Raw genomic sequence first — 26,512 nt, 5'->3', positions numbered from 1 at the left:
ATTGGGGGCAGGGGCGGGTAAGAGAATCGTCGATAAGCGACTTGGGCTTAACGAGCCTTCTCGATGATCTCGACGAGACGGAAGTGCTTGTCCTTAGACAGCGGACGCGTCTCCTCGATGCGGACGAGGTCGCCGATACCAGCGGTGTTCTCCTCGTCGTGTGCCTTCACGCGCTTGGTGGTACGGACAATCTTGCCGTACAGGGCGTGGGACTTGCGGTCCTCGAGCTCGACAACGATGGTCTTGTCCATCTTGTCGGACACGACGTAACCGCGACGACGCTTCTGCAGACCCTTTTCCTTCGGGGCCTGTGCGGTGGTGTTGTCAGCCATTAGTTCGCTCCTTCAGCACCAGGGACGGTGGACAGACCAAGCTCACGCTCGCGCAGCACGGTGTAGATGCGTGCGATGTCGCGCTTGACCGCCGAAATACGACGGTTGTTGGTCAGCTGCCCAGTGGCCAGCTGGAAGCGCAGGTTGAACAGCTCTTCCTTAGCCGCGGACAGACGATCGTTGAGCTCGGAATCATTCAGCTCACGGAACTCGTGTGCGGGGGTTCCAACTGCCATTAGAACAGGTCCTCCTTCGAGATAACGCGGGTCTTGCAGGGAAGCTTCGCGCCTGCACGGCGGAGAGCTTCCTGAGCCACTGCCTCGTTCGGGTAGGACATCTCAAACAGGATGCGGCCAGGCTTAACGTTGGCCACCCACTTCTCCACCGGGCCCTTACCGGAACCCATACGCACGCCGAGCGGCTTCTGGGTCAACGGACGGTCCGGGAAGATGTTGATCCACACCTTGCCACCACGCTTGACGTGGCGGTTGATGGCAATACGAGCGGACTCGATCTGGCGGTTGGTGATGTACGCCGGCTCGAGAGCCTGCAGAGCGTAGTCACCAAAGTTGATGGTGTTGCCGCCCTTGGACACGCCGGAACGGCCCGGACGGTGCTGACGACGGAACTTAACGCGCTTAGGGATAAGCATGTGTCTTAGCCCTCCTTATTCTGCTGTTCGGCGCGCTGGCGGCGCTGGCCACCACGGCGCGGGCGACGATCGCGGTCACCGCGGCCACGGCGGTCATTGCCCGGAGCGTTCAGCTCGGACTCGCGGACACCGCCGACAACGTCACCCTTGTAGATCCATACCTTGACACCGATGATGCCGAAGGTGGTGTCTGCCTCGGCGAGACCGTAGTCGATCTCAGCGCGGAGGGTGTGCAGGGGAACGCGGCCTTCGTGGTAGCGCTCGACGCGGGACATTTCAGCGCCACCGAGACGGCCAGAGCACTGAATCTTAATGCCCTTGACCTGCGGCTGACGCATTGCGGACTGGATTGCCTTGCGCATTGCGCGGCGGAAAGCGACGCGGTTGACCAGCTGCTCAGCCACAGACTGTGCAACGAGTGCAGCGCTGGCGTCGACGTTCTTGACCTCGAGGATGTTGAGGGCGACCATCTTGCCGGTGAGCTTCTCCAGCTCACGACGAATACGGTCTGCCTCAGCACCACGGCGACCGATCACGATGCCCGGACGTGCCGTGTGGATGTCCACGCGGACGCGATCACGGGTGCGCTCGATGACAACGTCGGCGATGCCGGCGCGCTCGAGGTTGTTCTTCAGGAACTCGCGGATCTTGATGTCCTCAGCGACGTAGTCGGAGTAGGACTTGTCGGCGTACCAGTGGGACTTCCAGTCGGAAGTGATACCCAGCCGGAGGCCGTGCGGGTGAATTTTCTGACCCATTGTTTAAGCCTCCTTCTGGCTTTCCACTACCACGGTGATGTGGCAGGTGCGCTTACGGATCTGGAATGCGCGGCCCTGAGCACGCGGCTGGTAACGGCGCATGGTCGGGCCCTCGTTGGCGTAAGCCTCGGAGATGACCAGGGTGCGCGGATCCAAGCCGAAGTTGTTCTCAGCGTTGGCTGCGGCGGACGCGACGACCTTTGCCACCTGGGTGGAAACGGCCTGCGGCGCGTACTTCAGGATGGCCAGGGCCTCGGACACGGTCTTACCGCGGACGAGATCCAGGACGCGGTTCGCCTTCATCTGGGACGTACGCACGTACTTAGCGGTCGCGCGTGCGGAGGTGATGGTGTCGCTCATGATTTATCGACGCCCCTTCTCTTCCTTAACGTGACCCTTGAAGGTCTTGGTCGGTGCGAACTCGCCGAGCTTGTGGCCGACCATGGACTCATCCACGAACACCGGCACATGCTTGCGTCCATCGTGGACAGCGAAGGTGTGGCCGATGAAATCGGGGAGAATGGTCGAGCGGCGAGACCAGGTCTTGATGACCTGCTTGGTGCCAGCCTCGTTCTGAGCGTCCACCTTGTTGAGGAGGTGCTCGTCGACGAACGGGCCTTTCTTCAGGCTGCGTGGCATATGAAGTTACCTCCTCTTAACGCTTCTTGTTCGGGCGACGACGGCGCACGATCATGTTGTTGGAATAACGGTTCGGGTTGCGGGTACGGCCTTCCTTCTGGCCCCACGGGGACACCGGGTGACGGCCACCGGAGGTCTTACCCTCACCACCACCGTGCGGGTGGTCGACCGGGTTCATGACGACACCGCGGACAGTGGGCCTCCAGCCCTTCCAGCGCATACGGCCGGCCTTGCCCCAGCGGATGTTGATCTGGTCAGCGTTGCCGACCTCACCAACGGTTGCGCGGCAACGGATGTCCACGCGGCGGATCTCAGAAGACGGCATACGCAGAACTGCGTAGGAGCCTTCCTTACCCAGCAGCTGGATGGACGTACCAGCGGAACGTGCAAGCTTGGCGCCAGCGCCCGGCTTGAGCTCCACGGCGTGGATGGTCGTACCAGTCGGGATGTTGCGCAGCGGCAGGTTGTTGCCAACCTTGATGTCGGCGTTCGGGCCTGCCTCAACCATCGTGCCCTGGGTCAGACCCTTCGGCGCGATAATGTAGCGCTTCTCACCGTCTGCGTAGTGCAGCAGAGCGATGTTAGCGGTGCGGTTCGGGTCGTACTCAATGTGAGCAACCTTTGCCGGCACGCCATCCTTATCGGTACGGCGGAAGTCAATCACACGGTACTGGCGCTTGTGGCCACCACCGCGGTGACGGGTAGTGATGTGGCCGTGAGTGTTGCGGCCACCCTTCTTCGGGAGCGGGCGCAGCAGGGACTTCTCCGGAGTGGAACGGGTAAGTTCCTGGAACTCGGAAACAGAGCTGTTGCGGCGACCCGGGGTTGTCGGCTTGTACTTACGAATAGCCATAATTTTCCTCTTTCGTATCGAACTCTTTTTGGTTCGTTGCCGTTAGGCGACGCCGCCAAAAATGTCGATGGAGTCGCTGCCCTCGCGGAGAGTCACGTAAGCGCGCTTGGTGTCCTTCCGCTTACCCCAACCGGTGCGGGAGCGCTTGCGCTTGCCCTCACGGTTGACGGTGTTCACGGAGGCGACCTTCACGCCGAAGATCTCTTCCACGGCAATCTTGATCTGGGTCTTGTTTGCGTCAGTGTCGACGTAGAACGTGTAGGTGTTCTGCTCCATCAGCGCGTAGGTCTTCTCGGAGACGACCGGGGCGATGATGATGTCGCGCGGGTTAGCAATCTTGGCCATTATTTCTCATCCTCCACTGCTGCAGTGGCGCGGTTGACAAAGTCGTGCAGAGCTTCCACAGAGAAGACGACATCGTCTGCGTTGAGCACGTCGTAGGTGTTCAGCTGACCCGGCTCAAGGATCGTGATACCCGGCAGGTTCCGTGCGGAAAGACGGGAATTCACGTCCTCACGGCCGATGACCAGCAGGACCGACTTGCGGTCCGTGAGGCGCTCGACGAAGGTGCGGGCGGACTTGGTGGACGGCTTCTGACCCGGAACGAGCTCCTCGACCACGTGGATGCGGTCGTTCTGAGCACGGTTGGTCAAAGCACCAGCAAGAGCTGCCTTGATCATCTTCTTAGGGGTGCGCTGCGCGTAGTTACGCGGCTGCGGGCCGTGCACCGTGCCACCGCCGGTGAAGTGCGGAGCGCGGATGGAGCCCTGGCGTGCGCGGCCGGTGCCCTTCTGGCGGAACGGCTTACGGCCACCACCGGCAACCTCGCCGCGGGTCTTGGTCTTGTGGGTGCCCTGGCGTGCGGCTGCGAGCTGAGCGTTCACAACCTGGTGCATCAGGGGCACAGACGCTTCGCGGTCGAAGAGTTCAGCCGGGAGCTCAACGGTGCCCTTGGTGGCTCCGTCAGCGGTGTGGACATCAAGTGTCAGGTTTGTCATGCGTGAGCACCGCCCTTCACTGCGGTCTTGACGGTAACCAGGCTGCCCTTAGCACCAGGGATAGCGCCCTTGATGAGGAGCAGGTTGGAGTCGCCGTCGATCCTTTGAATCTTCAGGTTCTGGGTGGTCACACGGTTGCTGCCCATACGGCCAGCCATGCGGGTGCCCTTGAACACGCGGCCCGGGGTGGAGCAGCCACCGATGGAGCCGACGCGGCGGTGAGCAGCCTGGTTACCGTGGGAGGCACCCTGGCCAGCGAAGCCGTGGCGCTTCATGGCGCCTGCGTAGCCCTTGCCCTTGGTGGTGCCAACAACGTCAACGAAGGTGTCACCCTCGAAGATATTGACGGACACTTCCTGGCCGAGCTCGTACGCCGAGGTGTCATCCATACGGATCTCAGCGACGTGGCGGCGCGGGTTCTGGCCAGCCTTCTTGTAGTGGCCAGCCTGCGGCTTCTTTGCCTTACGGGGATCAATGTCGCCGTAAGCAATCTGGATGGCGGAGTAGCCATCAGTCTCTTCAGTGCGAATCTGGGTGACAACGCACGGCCCAGCCTCGACGACGGTCACCGGAACAACCCGGTTCTCCTCGTCGAAGATCTGGGTCATGCCGAGCTTGCGGCCCAGAATGCCCTTGATCTCATTAGTCATGTGTCAGTTCTCCCTACTACGACCTACTGGATGTTCACGTCGACGCTGGCCGGCAGGTCAATGCGCATGAGGGCATCAACTGTCTTAGGCGTCGGGTCGAGGATGTCGATGAGGCGCTTGTGCGTGCGCATCTCAAAGTGCTCGCGCGAGTCCTTGTACTTGTGGGGAGAACGAATAACGGCGTACACGTTCTTTTCGGTAGGCAACGGCACCGGTCCAACGACGCGGGCACCCGTGCGGGTAACCGTCTCAACGATCTTCTTCGCAGATGCGTCGATCGCTTCGTGGTCGTAGGCCTTCAGCCGAATGCGGATCTTCTGTCCCGCCACGTCAACCTCTTCCTCGCTGTCCCACGTTCACCTCTCGCTTCGCTCGACGTGAACGAAGTGAATCGAGAGCGAAGAGGTGGGATGTAGCTGTCTTCTTTTTCTCTATAACGTTGTCCGGTTTGGGTCCGGCATCAACGCCAGTGTCTTTTCTTATGAATGACTGCCATGACATCTTCGGAAGGTGCGCAAGCGCATAAACAACGCTTGTCAGTGCTTCCGCCGCGCACGTGCACGCGCCAGGCGCGTCATGCGTGCAGTGTCAGGCTCGCAAGGTGGTACGTGCACCATAAAAATGGCGCTGACGTGGCCTTCGCGTACTGCCGCTGTTTATTTGCCATGCCCCTTCTCCGGTCCCCGGTCTCGAGAGTGCCTACTCTGTGGTGGCCTGTGCTCGATCGCAGGTCCTTCGTCGATAAGCAAGAGCCCATCGTGCAAAGGTGTCATGTTCGCCCTACCAGCGACGCAGATGCGTCGTGTTAAAGCAACCCGAGTATTCAAACACACCTCACCGCACATTTGCAAACTGCGCTTTTTGCTTATCGACGCCCCCAACAACAGACTGCAATAAACGTTTTCAAATAAGCCAGGTGACAAAACGGCGAATGCGGCACACCAGGCTAATCCACCTGGTTTATTTGAGTTCATTTATTGCAGTTGATTTATTGCAGTTCGTTCACCACGGCTTGCCCCCATGACGATGTGAAGCTCAATGACCGCCGAAAGAAGCTATAGCCGTAGCGCTTGCTTCTCCCTAGGATGGACAGGTGTCGCATCAAGGATGCTTATAACTAACGGCGAAAGGACCACTAATGGCAACGAATAACACTCCGGCCACGAACGAAGCTGCTGCCACGGAAGAAACTCCGGTGAAGCGCAATGAGGTGCTGGAGACGGAACACGGCAACACTGTCATTGATGACAACGTGGTGGGCAAGATCTCCGGCATCGCAGCCCGCGAGGTCTCCGGCGTGTACAACCTTGGTGGTGGCGCTGCCCGTATGTGGGGTGCTGTGCGTGAGTCATTGACCTCCTCCACCAATGTGCAGCAGGGTGTGAACGTCGCGGTAGAAAGTGGCCATGCCAGCGTGGCGGTGGCCATCATCGCCGAGTACGGCGTGGCTATCCATGAGCTGGCTAACGCGATCCGCGAGAACATTACCGTTGCTGTCACCCGCATGACCGGCCTCATCGTTGACCGCGTGGATGTCACCGTCCATGACGTGCATCTGCCGGATGACAACGCGGACGCTGACGCAGCCCGCACCGAGCAGCCGACACCGAACAACGGCCAGATTCTGGAACAGTAGATGGCTCCCCTGACCATTACTAAGGACATCGCTGACGCGATCTGCGATGCTGTCCTGCCCGTTGACGGCGTGGCGGGGTTGAGCAGTGGCCGGATGGCCCATGCCGTACTCCGACTACCTGGCGCGCTCATTGAGGGGCTTGAAGTGTTTGAGACGGATACGGAAAACCCGCATATCGCAGTTCACCTCATCTATGACTTGTCCTCCCGTCGCGAGATCCCTCAACTGGTCAGGGATGTCCAAGCGGCTGTCCTTGCCGTCCCGGCACTTGCTCAAGTACCGGGTTCACCCCGCGTGGATGTGGTGGTCTCCGACGCCGTCCGTCACGCACCCACGAAGTAGAAATGTGGATCTAGCATGAACATCTTTTCCAACAAAACAGCACTCGGGGCCATCATCGGCGTGGCGTTAGCCTTCGCCTTGATTTTCGGTGGCTGGCTCGGGTTCCTCGCGACTCTTCTGCTGGGCACCATTGGTGGTGTCATCGGCGCGCAGCTGGACGGCCGCATTGATGTAGCTGCCCTCATCAGCGCCACCTCCGGCCGGGGTCGCGGATAATGGATCCCTCTTCCTGCCGCATCAGCGAAAAGACAGTCGCGCATGTTGCCGGCGCAGCTATTCGTTCCGTGCCGGGGACACGTGATGTTGATGCAAAGCTCGCTGGTCTCGCTGGACGCAGTTTTCCGCGGGTGGATGTGCACCTTGACCGCCCAGCGGGATTGGTGGCTTTAGACATTGAGATTGTCACCGCCTACCCCGCCCCCGTCGGCGCAATCACCGATGAGGTGCGCCGTACGGTGGTTGCCCATGTGGAAACGTTGACGGGATTGACTGTCAGCCGCCTGAACATCGCCGTGGCCGATGCGGAAGTCACTGCCGGGGCGACTGTCACTCGTTCGGATCTAGCCGACCACCCAGTGGGGTTTGTCCCCACCCCCGTTCAGGTCACTGCCACGCACGTAGTGTCCCCGGTGACGCAGCCGGCCCAGGAACTCAGCCCGGTCACGGTGGATTCCTCCACTTACGAGTCCGTGCGCCACGTCGACGTACCTGACGCTGCCCCGTTGACCCCCGTTGAGACCCCACGACCGGTGCGACCCATATCCGTGGCCGCGCCGCCACCGGTTGTTCCCCGGGGGGTGGAGGTGCCGGGGGTGGAAAGGTTGAGGCCGGTGAGCGTCGAGAAGCAAAAAGCCCTTCGCCTGATCACCGCGCGGCGCCCCAAGTTCGTTCCGGTGGAGCGTCCCATGCCGCAAGCTTTACGACGCATCACCGTCACCCCCTCCCCCATCACCTCCCCCCATGTTCCGGAGCCACGGCCCTTAGACAAGATCTTCATCGACCCGGACCGCGTGGACCAGGATTCCTACACCGAAACCACCGCAAGCAGGAAGGAGAGACGCTAAAACCATGGCAGATACCCCCACACCGGGCGCCGAACCGAAGGGCAACCCCCTCGTACGGTGGCTTACTGTCCTGCTCGGCCTGCTTCTTCTGGGCTTGTCCAGCGTGATTGGCCGCGATCTGTGGTACCGCTACCAAGCAGACGACCCGCAGAATTCCTGGCTGCGGCCTGCCTTTGAATGGTTCGGGTCTGCCGGCGTCGATGGCGTGGGCGTGGCTGTGGGCATCCTCATGGCACTGGTGGGCCTGTGGTGCATCATCGCGGCTGTGAAACCCCGTCCGCGGCGCTACGTTCAGGTGGTGTCCCCTACATCTTCGATGTGGGTACGCCCCGTGGACATTGCGCGTAAATCCACCGCCGCGGTGCGTTCGGAGATGGGGCAGACCAGCATCGCTTCGCGTGCGAGCCGCCGCAAACTCACCGTCAGCGTTGTTGACGATGGCTCGGCTGACCTTGAAACCCAACTCACCTCCGCGCTGACCGAGCAAGCACAAAAGCTCAAGCCCACTCCCCGCGTGAAAGTCAACGTGTTGCCCGCACCCCCAGCAAAGGACATGCCATGACCAAAGTCCTCGCCTTTTTTGACCGCCTGATTATCTTCCTGCTCGGGTTGGTGCTGGTTGCCGGTGGGCTCGTGCCGGTGGGTCTTTACTGGGAGATCCCCTACCTCTCCCCCTTCGTGCGAACGTTGAACCGCTCCGTACTCATGGATGTTCCTGGCATGGACTGGTACGGCATTGCTCTGATCGGGGCACTGGTGGTCTCCCTGGTCCTTGCCCTGCTGCTGATCTTGCCGAACATCCGCAGCCGCTCCTTCAGCAACCGCACCCTTATGCCCGCACACCCAGAGCTGGGCAACACCCGCATCAATGTCGCGCGAGTAGCTCAGGCCGCCTGCAACCATGCCGAAGACACAAGTTTTGTTAGCAAGGCAACACAGACTGTCGCCTATGTGGGTCAGCGCCCCACCGTGACCTTCACCATCAACGCGAACCCCAACGTGGAGCTAGACACCATCATTTCCTTTGCGGAGCAGATGGACACGGATTTTCGCGACGCAGTGGACACCATGGACATTGACACCGTATTCAAGCTGCACCTGGACAAGGTCAAAGCACTTTAAGCCTCAAGCCTGAGGATTTGTTCGACCCGCCCGAGAGACACAGGTTGGCCACCACCAGCTGGGGCGTAGCGGAAGTCTTCACCGGGCTCCGCGCTGACGATGCGCTCCCACGCCTGCGCTGTCTTTAGCACAGAGCGCCCTTCCACCTGCCACAGGTGAATGCGCTGCGTCACCACTGCTCGGGCCCCTCCCTCCATGACAGCGAGCCACACCGCGTTACCGATCTCCGACCGCTCCAGCCCTTCCAGCAGCGCAGAGCCTTCCACACGGGAGATCAGCGTGACCACACCCAAGCGATGCTCCACACCAACACTGTCCGCGACCACGAGCATCCTGCCCGGCCCGGTGGGACGCACCGAGCTATACCCCCCACACGCTCGGTTGCCGTTCACGCTCAGTGCCGGAGCGCACCACCACATCCCCTGCAGCCGTCAGCGTGACACGGTGTTCCGGTGAGGTTGTTTCCACCAGGACATCCATGGCCACACAGCCCTCATCGGTGCGCGGCAGTTCAGCGGGGTGTTCCTGGGCTTCACGGATAAGCAAGTCCTCCAACTCCTCATCCGTAGTGCCCCACCCAGCACCCTGATTCGCAAGAATGCCAAACAGCGTAGCCAGCGGAAGATCAGGCTGGCCCTCCCACGCCTCACGCAGGCGGTCAAGTACTCGGGGAATACGCGTCGGGTCATGCACGCCCACAGAGCTTAGGGGTAAACGACCACATATGTACCTAGCGGTGCCCCGCCGCGGCTCAGAATTTGGTTGTTTCCCGCGGGCTTTAACTTTTTTGCCGGTTTGGGAACTCGCTCTGTTCTCGCAGGTTATGTGGCTTCTTTACGTGTTTCGGCGTGCGCTATCGCGCGCACCCCCTGTGGATAGTTTTTGGGTTATCCACAGGCTTTTTTAGCCCTTAGCTGCACGTTTTTGGTTTTCGGTTTAGTGTGCGTGGCATGAACACTTTTGCAGCACTAGTGGCGGGTCTAACCAACCCGATCGAGTCCTTGGCATCCTTTGATGCCCAGGTGCTCCTCGACGCTGGCTGCAAACCCGCCCTTGTGCGCGAATGGACCAAGGTCCACAAGGTCTACTACGGGCCCACCAAGTTCACCCGCAAACAAGCCAACGCGATCAAGATAGCTCGCTCGACGAAGAAGTCCTTGGATCAGCTTGCCTACATCGAATCCCGCCTCGTGGGCATCAATAATCCCCACGAGAAGTGGCGGGTGCGCCTAGCGTTGCTCTCCGTTAAGGGTGACTACAAGACATTGCAGCGTCGCGCTCAGGACATCGTCCCGGAGGTGGATAAACCTGCCCCCGAACCAACAATCCGGTTTGGTCGCTCGCGTAAGCAGTCCCGCCCTATGAACGTCATGGGCCCAGAACACGACATGGCAGCCATCGAGTACGCGCTACGCCAAAAAGTCACCGGTGATGGGCCTGCCGGGCCACAGATGTATGAAGCATTCATGACCATCCTGGGCCTTCGCCCCGACACTGCGGGCGAGACCCCAGCTCGTATTGCTCCTGCTGTGCCCCGCCCACTGATCCTGATCCCACTAGAAGAACACATCAAGATCATCCGTGGTGTAGGCGATGACATCATCCTGGGGCTAACGGATAGCACCACCATGACCGGTGCGGAATACTTGGCCCAGAATTTTGGGGACGTACTAGAAGTAGCGGTATTCCATCCACAACAAGGTGCTGTCAACCTGTACGACACACAACGGTTCGCTAACCAGAAACAACGCGACCTAGCCAGGGCATTATCACCAACCTGCCCAGTACCGGATTGTCGGCATGCGGCGGATAACTGTCAGGTCCACCACATCAAAGCCTGGTCACAGGGCGGGCTAACCAACATGGATAACCTGGCCATGCTGTGCCGGTATCACAACCGCACCAACGACGACGACCCAGAACGCAGCTACCACGGCCGGGTGGACAACATCCGGGGCGCACCCATATGGAGATCACCAAACGGACACCTCATCCCCAACACCATCCACCCCTTTGGGGCAATGACACTGCTCTACGGCAGATAACCCACCAAGTAGCCGGCATGTCCGGCCATTTGGTGTGTCCAAATTCGGTTGGTTTGACTATCGCGAATCACGCACGGCATAACCGCAGGTCGCGAAACGCTGCGCGGGGCGATAGTCAAACCGGGTAGCCAGACTGGCGCATGGCCATCAGGGCCCCCGCAGCCAGGACGCACAGCAGGCATTCCAGCTTCGTCCCTGTTTAGGAGCCTCGGATGACCAGCCCCCTGACGCGTCACTTGGGTTTCAACTCTCAACTGTGACAGAGACCGGAAATCAGGCATAGCAAAAGCCGCACTCCCTGCGATCAGGGGATGCGGCTTCTGAAGAGCTGTTCTGGCAGAACCAGAACCTGGTTTAGCTAAGAACTAGCCCAGGATCTTGGTCACGCGGCCAGCGCCGACGGTACGGGAGCCCTCGCGGATAGCGAAGCGCAGGCCCTCGTCCATAGCGACCGGCTGGATGAGCTCAACGGTCATGTCGATGTTGTCGCCCGGCATAACCATCTCGGTGCCCTCCGGCAGCTTCACAACACCGGTCACGTCAGTGGTACGGAAGTAGAACTGCGGACGGTAGTTGTCGAAGAACGGGGTGTGGCGGCCGCCCTCGTCCTTGGACAGGACGTAGACAGAGCCCTCGAACTTGGTGTGCGGGGTGTAAGCGCCCGGCTTGATGATGACCTGGCCACGCTCAACGTCCTCACGCTTCAGACCGCGGAGCAGCAGAGCAGCGTTGTCGCCAGCCTCAGCGGTGTCGAGAAGCTTGTTGAACATCTCGATGGAGGTGACGGTGGTCTTCTGGGACTTCTCGCGGATACCGATGATCTCGACCTCGTCGTTGAGGTTCAGGACACCACGCTCAACACGGCCGGTAACAACGGTACCGCGGCCGGAAATGGTGAAGATGTCCTCGATCGGCATCAGGAAGTCACGGTCGGTCTCGCGGACCGGGTCCGGGATGGAGTCGTCGCAAGCCTGCATCAGGTCAACGATGGACTGAACCCACTTCTCCTCGCCTTCGATAGCCTTGAGAGCGGAGATGTGGATGATCGGAGCCTCTTCGTCGTAGTCCTGCTCACCCAGCAGCTCGCGGATTTCCATCTCGACGAGCTCGATGATCTCCTCATCGTCAACCATGTCGCACTTGTTCAGTGCAACGAGGATGTACGGAACGCCAACCTGGCGAGCGAGCAGAACGTGCTCGCGGGTCTGCGGCATCGGGCCGTCAGTAGCAGCAACAACGAGGATTGCGCCGTCCATCTGAGCAGCACCGGTAATCATGTTCTTGATGTAGTCGGCGTGGCCCGGGGCGTCAACGTGTGCGTAGTGGCGCTTCGGGGTGTTGTACTCCACGTGGGAGATGTTGATGGTAATACCGCGCTCGCGCTCCTCCGGAGCCTTATCGATGGCTGCGTAGTCGAAGGCCTTGTTCTCCTCCGGGTACTTGTCAGCCAGCACCTTGGTGATAGCAGCGGTGGTGGTGGTCTTGCCGTGGTCGACGTGACCGATGGTACCGATGTTCACGTGCGGCTTAGTGCGCTCGAACTTTTCCTTTGCCACTGTTTGTCCTCCTGGACGTACATGTGACTACGACTCTCGCAGCCACGTGGATTTACTTTGCCTTGTTTTCATTTCCTAGCACTCGGTCCACACAGTCCACGTAATCGAACAGTGAACCGGTGCGAGGGCATGGAAACAATGGCCATTTCACAATGTGCCAGTTACTTGATCCTAGATTTGTCGTGGCCGTTTTTCAAACCACAACGGGGTCTCCCGGCGGTAACGGCCGGCTCAAGCTGGGCGGGTTCTGTGACCTGCACCAACCTCAGCCCGGCCACTACCACTGGGTGGGTGAGCCCCCGCTCAACACTTACTGGCAAGAGCCAAGCGGGGACGGCTGGACGTTAGGCCCGGCCGTTGCGCTCGTCGATGATCTCCTGGGCGATGGACGACGGGACCTCGCCGTAGGAGTCAAAGACCATGGTGAAGTTTGCGCGGCCGGCGGTTGCGGAACGCAGGTCACCGATGTAGCCGAACATCTCGGACAGCGGAACCTTTGCCTTGACAACCTTGGCGCCGGAGCGGTCTTCCATGGCGTACACCTGGCCACGACGGGAGCTGATGTCACCGTTGACGGTGCCCATGTACTCCTCCGGGGTGACAACTTCGACGGCCATGAGTGGCTCGAGCAGGACCGGCTTTGCCTTAGCCACAGCTTCCTTCAGAGCCTGGGAACCAGCGAGCTTGAAGGCCATCTCAGAGGAGTCAACCTCGTGGTAGGCGCCGTCTTCCAGGGTGGCCTTGATGTTCACCAGCGGGTAGCCAGCGAGGTAGCCGTACTGCATTGCGTCCTGGATACCAGCGTCGACGGACGGGATGTACTCCTTCGGCACGCGGCCACCAGTGACGGCGTTCTCGAAGGTGTAAATGGCGGACTCGCCTTCCTCGAGGGTCTCCGGGTCCGGGTTGTACGGCTCGATGGAGATGATGACCTTCGCGAACTGGCCGGAACCACCGGTCTGCTTCTTGTGGGTGTAGTCGAGGTGCTCGACTGCCTTGCGGATGGTCTCGCGGTAAGCAACCTGCGGGGAGCCGATGTTTGCCTCAACCTTGAACTCGCGCTTCATGCGGTCCACGAGGACGTCGAGGTGAAGCTCGCCCATGCCGCCGATGACGGTCTGGCCGGACTCCTCGTCGAGGTGGACGGTGAAGGTCGGGTCCTCTTCGGCGAGCTTCTGAATAGCAGTGCCCAGCTTCTCTTGGTCAGCCTTGGTCTTTGGCTCAATAGCAACCTGGATCACCGGATCCGGGAAGTCCATGGACTCGAGGATGATCGGGTGGTCCGGGCTGCAAAGGGTGTCACCCGTGGTGGTTTCCTTCAGGCCGATGAACGCGTAGATGTTGCCGGCGTCAGCGTGCTCGACCGGGTTCTCCTTGTTCGCGTGCATCTGGAAGAGCTTGCCCACGCGCTCCTTCTTGTTCTTCGTGGAGTTGAGCATCTGCTCGCCCGGGATTGCCTGGCCGGAGTAGACGCGCACGTAGGTGAGCTTGCCGAAGAACGGGTGAACAGCAATCTTGAATGCCAGTGCGGAGAACGGATCCTCCACGGACGGCTTACGGGTCAGCTGCTCGTCGCCATCGATGGACGTACCGGTGACCTCACCGATGTCCAGCGGGTTCGGCAGGTAGTCCACAATCGCGTCGAGAAGCGGCTGGACGCCCTTGTTGCGGTATGCGGTACCGCAGAAGACCGGGTAAATCTCGGAGTTGACGGTCATCTTGCGGATGGCGCCCTTGATCTCATCGATAGTCAGCTCTTCGCCGCCGAAGTACTTCTCCATGAGCTCTTCGTCGGACTCAGCAACGGTCTCGAGCAGTTTCTCGCGGTACTCCTCAGCCTTCTCCTGAAGGTCGGCCGGGATCTCCTCGATGGTGCCCTCGGTACCGATCTCGGTCTTGCCACGCCAGGTGATGGCCTGCATGTTGATCAGGTCAACAACACCGTCGAAGTCATCCTCAGCACCGATCGGCAGCTGCATAACCAACGGCTTAGCGCCGAGGCGGTCGATGATGGTCTGAACGGTGTAGTAGAAGTCAGCGCCCAGCTTGTCCATCTTATTGACAAAGCAGACACGCGGGACGTCGTACTTAGCAGCCTGACGCCACACCTGCTCGGACTGCGGCTCCACACCCTCTTTACCGTCGAACACTGCGACAGCGCCGTCGAGAACGCGCAGGGAGCGCTCAACCTCAACGGTGAAGTCGACGTGGCCCGGGGTGTCGATGATGTTGATCTGGTTGTTGTTCCAGAAGCAGGTCACAGCAGCGGACGTAATGGTGATGCCGCGTTCCTTCTCCTGCTCCATCCAGTCAGTGGTTGCGCCGCCGTCGTGGGTCTCTCCCACACGACGGTTGATGCCCGTGTAGAACAGGATGCGCTCGGTCGTGGTGGTCTTACCAGCATCGATGTGGGCCATGATGCCGATGTTGCGGACCTTATTCAGATCCTTAAGCACTTCTTGTGCCACGTTGTGTACCCCAACTTAATTGTCGTCGACGCCCTTGAGCCGCATCCCCATCTAAACGGGGCGACTGTGAGACGCCTTTGCGGATATTTTCCTTGGTCAATTGTGCCACGTCCTCGCTGATCTGGCATTAGCGCGCCGCAAAGGCGGCGTGCCAGACGCAGCAAAGCGGGAAACTACCAGCGGTAGTGGGCGAAGGCGCGGTTGGCCTCTGCCATCTTGTGGGTGTCCTCGCGGCGCTTCACGGATGCGCCGAGACCGTTGGATGCGTCCAGGATCTCGTTTGCAAGGCGCTCAACCATGGTGTTCTCACGACGCTGACGGGTAAAGGTAACCATCCAGCGCAGTGCCAGGGTGGTGGAACGGCCCGGGCGGACCTCAACCGGAACCTGGTAGGTTGCGCCACCAACACGGCGGGAGCGAACCTCGAGGTCCGGGCGGATGTTGCCCAGTGCCTTCTCCAGGGTGCCAACCGGGTCGGTTCCGGTCTTCTCGCGGCAGATCTCCAGCGCGTCGTAGACGATGCGCTGCGCGGTGGACTTCTTGCCGTCCTTCAGGATCTTGTTGATCAGCTGGGTGACCAGCTCGGAGCCGTAAACCGGATCCTTAACGACGGGACGCTTCGGTGCTTGCTGCTTACGCATTTTTGATTACTGTCCCTTCTTCGCGCCGTAACGGGAGCGAGCCTGCTTGCGGTCCTTGACACCCTGGGTATCCAGTGCACCACGGATGATCTTGTAGCGGACACCCGGAAGGTCCTTCACACGACCACCGCGCACGAGCACCATGGAGTGCTCCTGCAGGTTGTGGCCCTCACCCGGGATGTATGCGGAAACCTCAATGCCGGAGGTCAGACGCACACGCGCGACCTTACGCAGAGCGGAGTTCGGCTTCTTCGGGGTGGTGGTGTACACGCGGGTGCACACACCGCGGCGCTGCGGGGAGCCCTTCAGGGCTGCCGTAGCGACCTTCTTGCTCTTATCGTGGCGGCCCTTGCGGACCAGCTGCTGAATAGTTGGCATACCAACACTTTCTTGTCGTCTTATCGCCCACCCCGAACGGAACCATGCCCAGACACGCAAAAATGGGGGCTCTTTTTCGGGGCCCTTCCGCGTGCATGAACATCGAACCATTCAAGGTGAACGGGGAGTTCATTTTCCACATCCAACGACCTCATCGCCCGTTGGTGGAATCGGAGTAAAAGATACACAAGGGAGACGTCGATAAGCAAATTGCTTTTCGACGCCCCCCAAAAAACATTTTCCGCATTTCTCCACGGGTGACTCGCATCACAGTTATATTTACTTTTGCCTCAGAATCCTCTGTTTGGCAATTGGTACGAGACTTAAAGGATGGCCCATGAAGAGCCTTCGTATTAATCGCGGTGCCGCCGTCGGCGTGACCGCAGCATCCCTGTTTTTCGCAGCAAGCACCGTAGCCATTCCCCACGCCGCCGCTGAGGCCGCGAGCAAGGACCTGGCACTGAAGTGCACCTACACCGCACCTCTCGTAGGAACCAAGGACGTTGAGACAACCGCGAAAGTCACCGTTGACATGCCCAAAGAGGTCGACGCTGGCGCTGATATTCCGGTGAAGGTCACCACTGGCGACGCAACGATCTCCCACGGCGCCTTCATTGCCGTAACTAAGGTGAGCGCCGAGGGCAGCACCATCCGCCTGCAGGTCTCCCCTAACGCGGAGCTCGTTGGCACACCTGAGGGTGTGACCCTGAATAACGGTGTACTGAGCGTCGCGAATGTTCTCTCCGCATCGAAGACTGCAATGCGCGACGTCACTGTCACCGCGAAGCCAGCCGAGTTCACCCTGCGCTCCACCGACGGTGAAAAGGTCACGGTCGGCGCCGCAAGCAACGTCATCGACGTGAAGCTGAAGGCATCGGTCGGCGAGGTCCCAACGACTTGCCAGACCACCGCCACCCAACTGAACGAAACCACCATCAAGGCAGCCCCGGCGCCGGAGCCAGAACCGAACCCCGAGGACCCGGCACCGGGCGACAACGAGAACCCTGGCGAGGGCGACGACCAGAACCCAGGTGAGGGTGATGACCAGACCCCGGGTGAGGGCGACAACAACAACGAAAACCCGGGCGGAGGCGATCCTGCGCCGTCCGACCCAGAGCAGCAGGGTTCCTCGACTGATGACTTCCTCTCGTTCATCTTCAAGATCTTCGGGATGGACAAGTCCGATGAAGGCAAGCAGACCGCTATCACCTTCTGGTCCGCCATCATCGGTGGTGGAATCCTCGCTGTTCTCTTCTCCACTTTGGCGAAGTTCACCCAGTAGAGGAACAACCCAGAACCACTAAGGTGACACGCTTCCCAGAGGCGCACACCCTCTAACGGCCACTTCCCCCTCCCTACGAAGAGCGACCGGGAAGTGGCCGTTTCGTATGCGCCGTGCCCGATGCGCGAGAACGGCCCGGCCCCCCCGAGATGAGAGAGCCGGGCCGTTGGGCAGGCCTTTCAGGCCATCGACCCATGTCACACCTTCTTGCATGAGTTGAGCCACGTCGACGCGCTTCGGGTCATGCCTGTGTAGGAAATCCTGGTGCTTTTCAGTGATTCCTTGATAACCTCCGCGCTGAAGAATCACGTTCCACGCGATTTTGTTGGTGCAGTCGCGACCGATAGATGTGTCTGTCCAGCTCTTTCCATCAAATGGGAAAAGGTCCATAAACCACGTGTCATCCGCGGGCGGTTCTGTCCTTCACCAGAAATAGCGGAGATAAGCCAGTAATGCACGGTTGCCCCTTGGGTGCTCTCAACCTCGGCGTTCGTAGCAAATTCTGTTTGCCGTTAGTTGTGGCCGAAGTAGTATTCCTTCATGTTCTTTCGCCGTGCAGTTCGGGCCTGGCTAGGTACGCTGAAAGCATGAATTCTGAGATTGAACGGACTGATGATCACCTACCACGCAAGCGGGTTTCCACCGCCGCGCGTCAAGATGTGGCGGACATGCTGTCGGCCGCATTGGCTGATGGGCAGCTCAATGTCACTGAATTCGATGAACGCAGCACAAAGCTGTGGCGGCTGACGTACGCCGATGAGCTCGCGGAACTCACCGCGGACCTAGACGTCACGCACGCCCCCGCGCCCGCAGCCAGCGCCGCACCGGCCATCACACCGACGCCCGGCGGTGCCCGGCTGACGTTCTCCATCATGGGCGGATCCTCCCGCGAAGGCAGCTGGCAGGTCGCACGGCACCACGCCTCATTCACCACGATGGGTGGCAACACCCTTGACCTGCGCCACGCCGAACTGTCGGCGCGGGAGACAGTGATCCACGCTTACGCAGTGATGGGTGGCATGGAAATCATCGTCCCGGAGGATGTGCGTGTGATCAGCGAAGGCATCGGCATCATGGGCGGTTTCGGCATCGAAGATCACCCTTCGTGCACGGTGCTCATGAGCGATCTTCCACCCAACGCCCCCACCATCCGCATCCGTGGTGCCGCCGTCATGGGTGGTATCGGGGTGGTACGCGCATCGCGTTCAGCGCGCCTGCATTAATCAGCACGCCTGCACTAACGAGAAACCCGGTCCTCACCCCGCTGAGTGCGGGGAGAAAGGACCGGGTTTAGCTACCTAGGCGCTAGTTGCGGCTAGTGCTTAGTACTGCTCAAAGCCGTACTCATCCAGCGGCACGGATGCGCCGGTGAACTCGCCGTAGCCTTCGTCGCCGTAGATGGAATCGCCGAAGGTCGGGATCGAGTAGGCGGCGGAACGTGCAGCCTCCGTCGGCTTGACGGAGATGTTGCGGTAGCGGGAGATGCCGGTACCAGCCGGGATCAGCTTACCGATGATCACGTTCTCCTTGAGACCGATGAGCTTATCGGAGCGCTTGTTAATAGCAGCGTCGGTAAGCACACGCGTCGTCTCCTGGAAGGAGGCGGCGGACAGCCAGGACTCGGTTGCCAGGGAGGCCTTGGTGATACCCATGATCTCCGAGCGGAGCTCTGCCGGCTCGCCACCCTCGGCTACAGCCTGGCCGTTGATCTGGCGTGCCTCGGACAGGTCCACGAGGGTGCCCGGGAGGAACTCCGTAGAGCCCGCGTCGATGACCGTGCCGCGACGCAGCATCTGGCGGATGATGATCTCGATGTGCTTGTCGTGGATGGACACACCCTGGGTGCGGTACACGGCCTGCACTTCGTCGATAAGGTGCTTCTCCACACCGCGACGGCCAAGGATCTCCAGCACGTCATGCGGATCAGCAGCACCGCGCAGCAGACGGTCGCCGACCTGGACCTTGTCGCCGTCCTTGAGGGAACGCTCGATCATGGCGTCCGGGTTGGACTCCATCGGGCGACGCACCTGGGCCAGGCCCTGGCGCTTGGACAGCTTCTCGTAGACCACGTCGTCGGAGCCGTCCTCCGGGTGAATGGTCAACGTCCAGAAGTTGCCTTCGTCTTCCAGCGAGATCTCACCGGCGACGGACGCGATCGGGGCACAGTTCTTCGGCACACGCGCCTCGAACAGCTCCTGAACACGTGGCAGACCACCGGTAATGTCGCCACCGACACCACCCTGGTGGAAGGTACGCATGGTCAGCTGGGTACCAGGCTCACCAATGGACTGAGCAGCGACGATACCCACAGCTTCGCCGATGTCCACCAGCTTGCCGGTGGCCATGGACTTGCCGTAGCACTTCGCGCAGACACCGGTCGGGGTCTGGCAGGTCAGCACGGAGCGGACCTTGACCTCGGTGATGCCGGCTTCCACGAGCGCGTCGATACGCTCCTCGGAGAGATCCTCACCTGCAGCGACGACGACGTTGCCGTTAGCGTCAGTTGCATCGGAGGCCAGCACGCGGCCGGACACGGAGGTCTCGATGAGATCGTGACGGGTGTACTTCTTTTCGTTGCCAGCGCTTTCCACGGCGACTGGAACCTTGACGCCCTGGTGGGTGCCACAGTCGTCTTCGCGGACGATGACATCCTGTGCCACGTCGACGAGACGACGGGTGAGGTAACCGGAATCAGCGGTACGCAGAGCCGTATCAGCCAGGCCCTTACGGGAACCGTGGGAGTTGTTGAAGTACTCCATCACGGACAGGCCCTCGCGGAAGGAGGTCTTGATCGGGCGGGTGATGTACTCACCCCGGGAGTTCACAACCATGCCCTTCATGCCGGCCAGGGTCCAGATCTGGCGCATGTTGCCGGCAGCACCGGACTTCACGATCATCGGGATCGGGTTGTCGTCCGGGTAGAGGTCCTCCACAGCCTGACCCACCTTGTTGGTGGCGTCCTGCCACAGCTCAACCAGACGGTCGTAACGGTTCTCCTCCGTCAGAGCACCCTTCTCCCAGAACTTGCGCTCAATGGTCGCAGCCTCGCGCTCGTACTCTTCCAGGATCTCATCCTTGTTCGGAAGAACCAGAACGTCAGACATAGCAATGGTGATGCCGGAACGGGTAGCCCAGTAGAAGCCAGCGTCCTTCAGCTTGTCCATCGTCTGAGCGACGGTGATCATCGGGTACTTCTCCACCATCGCCTGGATGATGTCGCCGAGCAGCACCTTGCCAGCGCCGCCACCCTTACGCACCATGGCGCCTTCCTGGTACGGGAAGTTGAACGGCAGCATCTCGTTGAACATGATGCGGCCCAGGGTGGTCTCAGCGGTCCAAGTCTGGCCCTTCTCCCAACCATCGGGGAACTGCTCAGCCTCGATCTCCACCGTCGGACGCAGGTGGCTGATGCGCACCTTGATCGGCGCCTGCAGGCCAAGAACGCCACGGTCGTAGGCCATGATGGCCTCACGGTGGTCGGTGTAGGTGCCGCGTGCCGGACCGTTCTCATCAGCAGGAGCGTAAGCGCCCTCGCCGCCGATCTCGTGTTCGCCCTTCTCCATGGTGAGGAAGTACAGGCCGGTCACCATGTCCAGGCGCGGCATAGCCAGTGGCTTACCTGATGCTGGGGACAGGATGTTGTTGGAGGACAGCATGAGGATGCGGGCCTCTGCCTGGGCTTCAGCGGACAGCGGCAGGTGAACAGCCATCTGGTCACCATCGAAGTCAGCGTTGAACGCCTCACATGCCAGCGGGTGCAGCTGGATAGCCTTACCCTCAACCAGCACCGGCTCGAAGGCCTGAATACCAAGGCGGTGCAGCGTCGGTGCACGGTTCAGCAGCACCGGGTGCTCTGCAATCGCCTCTTCGAGGACGTCCCACACCTCGGGGCGCTGACGCTCCACCATGCGCTTCGCAGACTTGATGTTCTGCGCGTAGTCATTGTCCACCAGGCGCTTCATCACGAACGGCTTGAACAGCTCGAGAGCCATCAGCTTCGGCAGACCACACTCGTGCATCTTCAGCTGCGGACCAACGATAATCACGGAACGACCGGAGTAGTCCACGCGCTTACCCAGCAGGTTCTGGCGGAAGCGACCCTGCTTACCCTTCAGCAGGTCAGACAGGGACTTCAGCGGACGGTTACCCGGACCAGTGACCGGGCGACCGCGGCGGCCGTTGTCGAACAGGGCGTCAACGGATTCCTGCAGCATGCGCTTCTCGTTGTTCACGATGATCTCTGGTGCACCCAGATCGATCATGCGCTTCAAACGGTTGTTGCGGTTGATCACGCGACGGTACAGGTCGTTCAGGTCGGAGGTAGCAAAACGGCCACCGTCGAGCTGAACCATCGGGCGCAGCTCCGGCGGGATCACCGGGATAGCGTCCAGGATCATGCCCGCCGGGTCATTGCCGGAACGCTGGAAAGCAGCGACAACCTTCAGGCGCTTGAGAGCACGGACCTTCTTCTGGCCCTTGCCTTCAGCAATGATGGTGCGCAGCTCCTCAGACTCAGCATCCAGGTCGAAGTTGCGGATGAGGGTCTGGATCGCCTCTGCACCCATGCCGCCGGTGAAGTAATCCTCGTAGCGGTCAACGAGTTCCTCATACAGGTTCTCATCAATAATCATCTGCTTCGGAGCAAGCTTGATGAAGGTGTTCCAGATCTCGTCCAGGTGCTCGATCTCGCGCTCGCCAGCCTCGCGCATGTGCTGCATTTCTTTATCAGCAGCGTTCTGCACCTTCTTGCGGGCAGACGCGTTAGCGCCCTCCGCCTCCAGCGCAGCGAGGTCTTCCTCGAGCTTCTGGGCACGGTCAGCAATATCAGCCTCAGTGTCCTGCTCGATTTCCTTCTTCTCCAGGATCATCTCAGCCTCGAGGGTGGACATGTCATTGTGACGTGCCTCCTCGTCGACAGAGGTGATGATGTTGGCGGCGAAGTAAATGATGCGCTCAAGATCCTTCGGAGCCAGATCCAGCAGGTAGCCCAGACGGGACGGCACACCCTTGAAGTACCAGATGTGCGTCACCGGAGCAGCCAGCTCAATGTGGCCCATGCGCTCACGTCGCACCTTGGACTTGGTCACCTCAACGCCACAGCGTTCACAGATGATGCCCTTGTAGCGGACACGCTTGTACTTACCGCAGGAGCACTCCCAGTCACGGGTCGGGCCGAAGATGCGCTCACAGAAGAGGCCATCCTTCTCCGGCTTCAGGGTGCGGTAGTTAATGGTCTCCGGTTTCTTCACCTCGCCGTGGGACCAACGGCGAATGTCATCAGCAGTGGCCAGGCCGATGCGGAGCTCATCGAAGAGGTTTACGTCAAACACGTAAAAGTTCCTTTTCAGTAGTTTTTAATGAGTTCTATTTGCTTGCAGGTTTGCGTCGATAAGCAATTGCTTATCGACGTCTCCCCTACGCCGTATCAGCCGCAGACCCCTCATCACGGGACAGGTTGATACCCAGAGAGGATCCGGCCTGGTCATACTCGTCATCGTCGCCGGACAGCTCCATCGGCGTGCCATCCGTGGACAGAACCTCCACGTTCAAGCACAGCGACTGAAGCTCCTTGAGCAAGACCTTGAAGGACTCCGGAATACCCGGATCCGGGATGTTGTCGCCCTTCACGATGGCCTCGTAGACCTTCACACGACCCACCACGTCATCAGACTTGATGGTCAGAAGCTCCTGCAGGGTGTAAGCCGCACCGTATGCCTGCATTGCCCACACCTCCATCTCGCCGAAACGCTGGCCACCGAACTGGGCCTTACCGCCCAGCGGCTGCTGCGTAATCATGGAGTACGGACCAGTCGAACGTGCGTGAATCTTCTCGTCCACGAGGTGGTGCAGCTTGAGCATGTACATGTAGCCGACCGAAATCGGGTACTTGAACGGTTCGCCCGAGCGGCCGTCGAAAAGCACAGTCTTGCCGTCCGCATCCACCATCACGTCACCATCACGGTTCGGCTTGGTGTTAGCCAGCAGGCCAGCGATCTCATCATTCGTCGCACCGTCGAACACCGGGGTCGCGGTCAGGGACTCAGCCGGCACGTCGTAGAGGTGCTCCGGCAGGGTCTCCAGCAGCTTCGCGTTAGCCGGGTCATCCGGATTCACCGTCCAACCAGCCTTAGCCAGCCAACCCAAGTGGACCTCAAGGACCTGACCGATGTTCATACGACGTGGCACACCGTGGGTGTTCAAAATGATGTCCACCGGGGTGCCGTCAGCCATGAACGGCATATCTTCCTGCGGCAGGATCTTGCCTACAACACCCTTGTTGCCGTGGCGGCCGGCCATCTTATCGCCGTCCTGGATCTTGCGCTTCTGAGCAACGTAGACACGAATCATCTCGTTCACGCCCGGGCTCAGATCATCATCGTCCTCACGGGAGAAGCGACGAACCGCGATGACCTTACCGGTCTCACCGTGCGGAACCTTCAGGGAAGTATCGCGCACCTCACGCGCCTTCTCACCGAAGATGGCGCGCAGCAGGCGCTCTTCCGGCGTCAGCTCGGTCTCACCCTTCGGGGTGACCTTACCCACGAGGATGTCACCGTCACGGACATCTGCACCGATGCGGATGATGCCACGCTCGTCCAGATCCTTCAGCACGTCCTCGGAGACGTTCGGGATTTCACGCGTGATCTCTTCTGCACCCAGCTTGGTGTCACGAGCATCAATCTCGTGCTCCTCAATGTGCACGGAAGTCAGGATGTCCTGCTCCACCACACGCTGGTTCAGGATGATGGCGTCCTCGTAGTTGTGGCCTTCCCACGGCATGAATGCCACGAGCAGGTTAGTACCCAGAGCCATCTCACCGTTCTTGGTGCCCGGGCCATCAGCGATGACCTGGCCAGCCTCAACACGGTCGCCTGCAGACACGATCGGGGTCTGGTTGTAGCAGGTGCCCTGGTTCGTGCGCTCAAAGGTGCGCAGCAGGTAGGACTCCTGATGCCCATCGTCTTCGTAGATGGTGATCACGTCGCCGGAGACGTCCTGGACCACACCGCCGTTCTTAGCGATGACGATGTCGCCCGCGTCATACGCCGCACGCATCTCCGTACCGGTGGCCACGTATGCAGCCTCCGAACGCAGCAGCGGCACAGCCTGCTTCTGCATGTTCGCACCCATGAGGGCACGGTTAGCATCATCGTGCTCGAGGAACGGAATCATCGCCGTTGCCACAGACACCATCTGACGCGGGGAAATGTCAATGTAATCAACGCTCTTTGCGCCAACAACACCGATGTCGCCGTCCTTCAGACGGACCTCAATGCGCTCTTCCGTGATGGTGCCGTCCTTATCGCGGGCAGTAGCTGCCTCAGCGATGGCGTAACGGTCTTCCTCATCAGCGGTGAGGTAATCAATCTGGTCCGTGACCTTGCCGTCAACGACCTTCTGGTACGGCGTCTCAATGAAACCGAACGGGTTCACACGAGCGTAAGAAGACAGCGCACCGATCAGACCAATGTTCGGGCCTTCCGGAGTCTCAATCGGGCACATACGGCCGTAGTGGGACGGGTGCACATCTCGCACCTCAATGCCGGCGCGCTCACGACTCAAACCACCCGGGCCAAGAGCCGACAGACGACGCTTGTGGGTCAGACCCGACAGAGAGTTGTTCTGGTCCATGAACTGGGACAGCTGCGAAGTACCGAAGAACTCGCGGATCGCTGCGGACACCGGACGCACGTTAATCAGGGAGGTCGGAGTGATGGACTCCGCATCCTGGGTGGTCATGCGCTCACGGACCACGCGCTCCATACGGGACAGACCAACACGCACCTGGTTCTGCACCAGCTCACCCACGGTACGCAGACGACGGTTACCAAAGTGGTCAATGTCATCGGTGTTGATCGGGATAACCACGCCCTCCGGGGAGGTCATCTCACGCTCACCAGCGTGCAGACGCACGAGGTATTCAAGCGTGGTAGCAATGTCCTCTTCCGTCAGCGTCAGTTCACCATCATGGTCACCGCCCAGACCAAGCTTGCGGTTGACCTTGTAGCGGCCCACGCGCGCCAGGTCATAGCGCTTCGGCTGGAAGAACGCGTTCTCCAGCAGAGCCTGCGCCAAATCACGCGTCGGCTGCTCACCCGGACGCTGCTTGCGGTAGATCTCCAGCAGAGCCTCGTCGGTGTTAGCCACACCGTCGTTCTCCAGCGTGGACATCATGATCTCGGAGAAGCCGAAACGCTCCTTGATCTGCGCCTCAGTCCAGCCCAGTGCCTTCAACAGCACGGTCACCGGCTGACGGCGCTTACGGTCAATGCGCACACCCACCGTGTCACGCTTATCGACGTCAAACTCCAACCACGCACCACGCGAAGGAATCACCTTCACAGCGTGCAGCGGACGCTCGGTGGACTTATCGATGGTCTCATCGAAGTACACACCCGGGGAACGCACCAGCTGGGAAACGATAACGCGCTCCGTGCCGTTAACAATGAACGTGCCCTTGTCCGTCATCAGCGGGAAATCACCGATGAAGACAGTCTGAGACTTAATCTCCTGGGTGTCATTGTTAATGAACTCCGCCGTCACATACAGCGGTGCGGAGTAGTTAATGTCCTTGTCCTTGCACTCGTCGATCGTGTACTTCACGTCTTCGAAGCGCGGCTCAGACAGAGACAAGCTCATGTTGCCGGAGTAATCCTGGATCGGGGAGATCTCCTCGAGGATGTCCTCGAGCCCCGACGTAATGCGGGCATCATCCCCGCGTTCGGCAGCCTGGCGCTCACGCCATTCCGACGTGCCGACAAGCCAGGCGAAAGATTCAAGTTGAACATCAAGGAGTCCGGGCAAAGCAATAGGCTCGTCAATCTTAGCGAACGAGTAACGCTCCGGAGCTCCGGGAATAGTGGCCACCGATTTGGTCTGGCGGGAGACTGCCAAGATGGGTCCTTCCAGCACCTCACGCGGGTCTTACATACGGCGCTATATGCAAGCATTCCCGCTGGATAATTAGCATTTCTTTCATAGTGGAATCCCCGTCCCCTAAAAAGCACAAAACCACCTTGTCAAACCGACTTTTTCAATCGCTTTACCAAGGTTTACTTTTGGGCACCGGTGACGGCTTCCAGCGCAAGGAGACAG

Annotated in this window: 28 protein-coding genes; 9 read left to right on the top strand and 19 right to left on the bottom strand. The window is 60.1% G+C overall.

Annotation, left to right across the window (positions count from 1 at the left end):
* Window positions 1–47 precede the first annotated feature (47 nt).
* Genes rpsQ through rpsJ form a run of 11 tightly spaced genes read right to left on the bottom strand, consistent with a single transcriptional unit; the run spans window position 48 to window position 5,211 of the window.
* Entirely contained in the window at window positions 48–332 is a 285-nt protein-coding gene (gene rpsQ, locus QP994_RS03800; protein WP_034664260.1) for a 30S ribosomal protein S17, read from the bottom strand.
* Entirely contained in the window at window positions 332–568 is a 237-nt protein-coding gene (gene rpmC, locus QP994_RS03795) for a 50S ribosomal protein L29 (RefSeq protein ID WP_034664262.1), read from the bottom strand. The genes rpsQ and rpmC overlap by 1 nt, the downstream gene beginning before the upstream one ends.
* Window positions 568–984, bottom strand: a complete 417-nt coding sequence (rplP, locus tag QP994_RS03790) for a 50S ribosomal protein L16 (RefSeq protein WP_034664264.1) — start codon at window positions 982–984, stop codon at window positions 568–570. Before rplP ends, rpmC begins: the two co-directional genes overlap by 1 nt.
* Before the next feature lie 5 nt (window positions 985–989).
* On the bottom strand, window positions 990–1,742 hold the full coding sequence (gene rpsC / locus QP994_RS03785; protein ID WP_284855844.1) for a 30S ribosomal protein S3: 753 nt from the start codon (window positions 1,740–1,742) through the stop codon (window positions 990–992).
* A 3-nt stretch (window positions 1,743–1,745) separates the two neighbouring features.
* Window positions 1,746–2,102: a 50S ribosomal protein L22 gene (rplV, locus tag QP994_RS03780; protein ID WP_034664268.1), complete on the bottom strand. Its 357-nt coding sequence runs from the start codon at window positions 2,100–2,102 to the stop codon at window positions 1,746–1,748.
* Between the two features lie 3 nt (window positions 2,103–2,105).
* Window positions 2,106–2,381, bottom strand: coding sequence for a 30S ribosomal protein S19 (gene rpsS / locus QP994_RS03775; RefSeq protein WP_034664270.1), 276 nt, complete (start codon window positions 2,379–2,381; stop codon window positions 2,106–2,108).
* A gap of 16 nt (window positions 2,382–2,397) precedes the next feature.
* Entirely contained in the window at window positions 2,398–3,234 is an 837-nt protein-coding gene (rplB, locus tag QP994_RS03770) for a 50S ribosomal protein L2 (RefSeq protein WP_284855846.1), read from the bottom strand.
* Window positions 3,235–3,276: 42 nt separating this feature from the next.
* Entirely contained in the window at window positions 3,277–3,579 is a 303-nt protein-coding gene (gene rplW / locus QP994_RS03765; RefSeq protein ID WP_034664273.1) for a 50S ribosomal protein L23, read from the bottom strand.
* Window positions 3,579–4,232, bottom strand: coding sequence for a 50S ribosomal protein L4 (rplD, locus tag QP994_RS03760; RefSeq protein WP_034664275.1), 654 nt, complete (start codon window positions 4,230–4,232; stop codon window positions 3,579–3,581). The genes rplW and rplD overlap by 1 nt, the downstream gene beginning before the upstream one ends.
* A complete protein-coding gene (gene rplC, locus QP994_RS03755; protein ID WP_034664277.1) occupies window positions 4,229–4,882 on the bottom strand; it encodes a 50S ribosomal protein L3 in 654 nt (217 codons plus the stop codon). The genes rplD and rplC overlap by 4 nt, the downstream gene beginning before the upstream one ends.
* A 23-nt stretch (window positions 4,883–4,905) precedes the next feature.
* Window positions 4,906–5,211 carry a 30S ribosomal protein S10 gene (gene rpsJ / locus QP994_RS03750; protein WP_003848085.1) on the bottom strand — a complete coding sequence of 102 codons (306 nt, stop codon included), beginning with the start codon at window positions 5,209–5,211 and terminating at the stop codon, window positions 4,906–4,908.
* Between the two features lie 809 nt (window positions 5,212–6,020).
* Between rpsJ and QP994_RS03745 the strand changes: the two genes are divergently transcribed.
* From QP994_RS03745 to QP994_RS03720, 6 genes are read left to right on the top strand one after another with little or no spacing between them, the layout of a single operon-like run.
* Complete coding sequence (locus QP994_RS03745) at window positions 6,021–6,518, top strand: Asp23/Gls24 family envelope stress response protein (protein WP_284865439.1); 498 nt, start codon at window positions 6,021–6,023, stop codon at window positions 6,516–6,518.
* A complete protein-coding gene (locus tag QP994_RS03740; protein WP_284865438.1) occupies window positions 6,519–6,860 on the top strand; it encodes a hypothetical protein in 342 nt (113 codons plus the stop codon).
* 15 nt (window positions 6,861–6,875) lie between these two features.
* Window positions 6,876–7,076: a hypothetical protein gene (locus QP994_RS03735; RefSeq protein WP_284855849.1), complete on the top strand. Its 201-nt coding sequence runs from the start codon at window positions 6,876–6,878 to the stop codon at window positions 7,074–7,076.
* Entirely contained in the window at window positions 7,076–7,924 is an 849-nt protein-coding gene (locus tag QP994_RS03730; protein ID WP_284865437.1) for an Asp23/Gls24 family envelope stress response protein, read from the top strand. The genes QP994_RS03735 and QP994_RS03730 overlap by 1 nt, the downstream gene beginning before the upstream one ends.
* Window positions 7,925–7,928: 4 nt before the next feature.
* Window positions 7,929–8,486, top strand: coding sequence for a DUF6286 domain-containing protein (locus QP994_RS03725; RefSeq protein ID WP_284865436.1), 558 nt, complete (start codon window positions 7,929–7,931; stop codon window positions 8,484–8,486).
* On the top strand, window positions 8,483–9,046 hold the full coding sequence (locus tag QP994_RS03720) for a hypothetical protein (protein ID WP_284865435.1): 564 nt from the start codon (window positions 8,483–8,485) through the stop codon (window positions 9,044–9,046). The genes QP994_RS03725 and QP994_RS03720 overlap by 4 nt, the downstream gene beginning before the upstream one ends.
* On the opposite strand, the gene QP994_RS03715 is transcribed toward QP994_RS03720, so the two are convergent.
* Window positions 9,043–9,402: a hypothetical protein gene (locus QP994_RS03715; RefSeq protein WP_284865434.1), complete on the bottom strand. Its 360-nt coding sequence runs from the start codon at window positions 9,400–9,402 to the stop codon at window positions 9,043–9,045. The two genes, QP994_RS03720 and QP994_RS03715, sit on opposite strands and share 4 nt — an antisense overlap.
* A 4-nt stretch (window positions 9,403–9,406) precedes the next feature.
* The gene (locus tag QP994_RS03710) at window positions 9,407–9,739 is read right to left on the bottom strand and encodes a hypothetical protein (protein ID WP_284865433.1); all 333 of its coding nucleotides are present in this window, start codon (window positions 9,737–9,739) and stop codon (window positions 9,407–9,409) included.
* 257 nt (window positions 9,740–9,996) lie between these two features.
* Between QP994_RS03710 and QP994_RS03705 the strand changes: the two genes are divergently transcribed.
* Entirely contained in the window at window positions 9,997–11,091 is a 1,095-nt protein-coding gene (locus tag QP994_RS03705) for an HNH endonuclease signature motif containing protein (RefSeq protein ID WP_284865432.1), read from the top strand.
* A gap of 365 nt (window positions 11,092–11,456) precedes the next feature.
* Here the strand turns inward: QP994_RS03705 and tuf are convergent, their stop codons facing one another.
* The 4 genes from tuf to rpsL all read right to left on the bottom strand — a co-directional run bounded on the left by tuf (window position 11,457) and on the right by rpsL (window position 16,134).
* Entirely contained in the window at window positions 11,457–12,647 is a 1,191-nt protein-coding gene (gene tuf / locus QP994_RS03700) for an elongation factor Tu (protein ID WP_284865431.1), read from the bottom strand.
* A gap of 344 nt (window positions 12,648–12,991) precedes the next feature.
* Window positions 12,992–15,115 carry an elongation factor G gene (gene fusA / locus QP994_RS03695; protein WP_284855856.1) on the bottom strand — a complete coding sequence of 708 codons (2,124 nt, stop codon included), beginning with the start codon at window positions 15,113–15,115 and terminating at the stop codon, window positions 12,992–12,994.
* A 173-nt stretch (window positions 15,116–15,288) separates the two neighbouring features.
* Window positions 15,289–15,756 (bottom strand): 30S ribosomal protein S7, encoded by a 468-nt coding sequence (gene rpsG / locus QP994_RS03690; protein ID WP_284855857.1) that lies wholly within the window; start codon window positions 15,754–15,756, stop codon window positions 15,289–15,291.
* Between the two features lie 6 nt (window positions 15,757–15,762).
* Window positions 15,763–16,134, bottom strand: a complete 372-nt coding sequence (rpsL, locus tag QP994_RS03685) for a 30S ribosomal protein S12 (protein WP_076598032.1) — start codon at window positions 16,132–16,134, stop codon at window positions 15,763–15,765.
* 337 nt (window positions 16,135–16,471) lie between these two features.
* On the opposite strand from rpsL, the gene QP994_RS03680 reads away from it, so the two are divergent.
* Window positions 16,472–17,416: a hypothetical protein gene (locus QP994_RS03680; protein WP_284865430.1), complete on the top strand. Its 945-nt coding sequence runs from the start codon at window positions 16,472–16,474 to the stop codon at window positions 17,414–17,416.
* 587 nt (window positions 17,417–18,003) lie between these two features.
* Window positions 18,004–18,639, top strand: a complete 636-nt coding sequence (locus QP994_RS03675) for a DUF1707 SHOCT-like domain-containing protein (protein ID WP_284855859.1) — start codon at window positions 18,004–18,006, stop codon at window positions 18,637–18,639.
* Between the two features lie 99 nt (window positions 18,640–18,738).
* Here the strand turns inward: QP994_RS03675 and QP994_RS03670 are convergent, their stop codons facing one another.
* Complete coding sequence (locus tag QP994_RS03670; protein WP_284855860.1) at window positions 18,739–22,746, bottom strand: DNA-directed RNA polymerase subunit beta'; 4,008 nt, start codon at window positions 22,744–22,746, stop codon at window positions 18,739–18,741.
* Window positions 22,747–22,831: 85 nt separating this feature from the next.
* Window positions 22,832–26,329: a DNA-directed RNA polymerase subunit beta gene (rpoB, locus tag QP994_RS03665; protein ID WP_284865429.1), complete on the bottom strand. Its 3,498-nt coding sequence runs from the start codon at window positions 26,327–26,329 to the stop codon at window positions 22,832–22,834.
* Between the last annotated feature and the right edge of the window lie 183 nt (window positions 26,330–26,512).

This window comes from Corynebacterium sp. MSK044, assembly GCF_030232825.1.
Lineage (GTDB): Bacteria > Actinomycetota > Actinomycetes > Mycobacteriales > Mycobacteriaceae > Corynebacterium.
The sequence above is the reverse complement of the archived record's forward strand: the minus strand, read 5'-3'. Positions and strand labels throughout refer to the sequence as shown.

Bases quoted from the DNA above. Each gene is read 5' to 3' on its own strand.
- rpsQ (WP_034664260.1), bottom strand. From the start codon at position 332: ATGGCTGACAACACCACCGCACAGGCCCCGAAGGAAAAGGGTCTGCAG.
- rpmC (WP_034664262.1), bottom strand. From the start codon at position 568: ATGGCAGTTGGAACCCCCGCACACGAGTTCCGTGAGCTGAATGATTCC.
- rplP (WP_034664264.1), bottom strand. From the start codon at position 984: ATGCTTATCCCTAAGCGCGTTAAGTTCCGTCGTCAGCACCGTCCGGGC.
- rpsC (WP_284855844.1), bottom strand. From the start codon at position 1,742: ATGGGTCAGAAAATTCACCCGCACGGCCTCCGGCTGGGTATCACTTCC.
- rplV (WP_034664268.1), bottom strand. From the start codon at position 2,102: ATGAGCGACACCATCACCTCCGCACGCGCGACCGCTAAGTACGTGCGT.
- rpsS (WP_034664270.1), bottom strand. From the start codon at position 2,381: ATGCCACGCAGCCTGAAGAAAGGCCCGTTCGTCGACGAGCACCTCCTC.
- rplB (WP_284855846.1), bottom strand. From the start codon at position 3,234: ATGGCTATTCGTAAGTACAAGCCGACAACCCCGGGTCGCCGCAACAGC.
- rplW (WP_034664273.1), bottom strand. From the start codon at position 3,579: ATGGCCAAGATTGCTAACCCGCGCGACATCATCATCGCCCCGGTCGTC.
- rplD (WP_034664275.1), bottom strand. From the start codon at position 4,232: ATGACAAACCTGACACTTGATGTCCACACCGCTGACGGAGCCACCAAG.
- rplC (WP_034664277.1), bottom strand. From the start codon at position 4,882: ATGACTAATGAGATCAAGGGCATTCTGGGCCGCAAGCTCGGCATGACC.
- QP994_RS03745 (WP_284865439.1), top strand. From the start codon at position 6,021: ATGGCAACGAATAACACTCCGGCCACGAACGAAGCTGCTGCCACGGAA.
- QP994_RS03740 (WP_284865438.1), top strand. From the start codon at position 6,519: ATGGCTCCCCTGACCATTACTAAGGACATCGCTGACGCGATCTGCGAT.
- QP994_RS03735 (WP_284855849.1), top strand. From the start codon at position 6,876: ATGAACATCTTTTCCAACAAAACAGCACTCGGGGCCATCATCGGCGTG.
- QP994_RS03730 (WP_284865437.1), top strand. From the start codon at position 7,076: ATGGATCCCTCTTCCTGCCGCATCAGCGAAAAGACAGTCGCGCATGTT.
- QP994_RS03725 (WP_284865436.1), top strand. From the start codon at position 7,929: ATGGCAGATACCCCCACACCGGGCGCCGAACCGAAGGGCAACCCCCTC.
- QP994_RS03720 (WP_284865435.1), top strand. From the start codon at position 8,483: ATGACCAAAGTCCTCGCCTTTTTTGACCGCCTGATTATCTTCCTGCTC.
- QP994_RS03705 (WP_284865432.1), top strand. From the start codon at position 9,997: ATGAACACTTTTGCAGCACTAGTGGCGGGTCTAACCAACCCGATCGAG.
- rpsG (WP_284855857.1), bottom strand. From the start codon at position 15,756: ATGCGTAAGCAGCAAGCACCGAAGCGTCCCGTCGTTAAGGATCCGGTT.
- rpsL (WP_076598032.1), bottom strand. From the start codon at position 16,134: ATGCCAACTATTCAGCAGCTGGTCCGCAAGGGCCGCCACGATAAGAGC.
- QP994_RS03680 (WP_284865430.1), top strand. From the start codon at position 16,472: ATGAAGAGCCTTCGTATTAATCGCGGTGCCGCCGTCGGCGTGACCGCA.
- QP994_RS03675 (WP_284855859.1), top strand. From the start codon at position 18,004: ATGAATTCTGAGATTGAACGGACTGATGATCACCTACCACGCAAGCGG.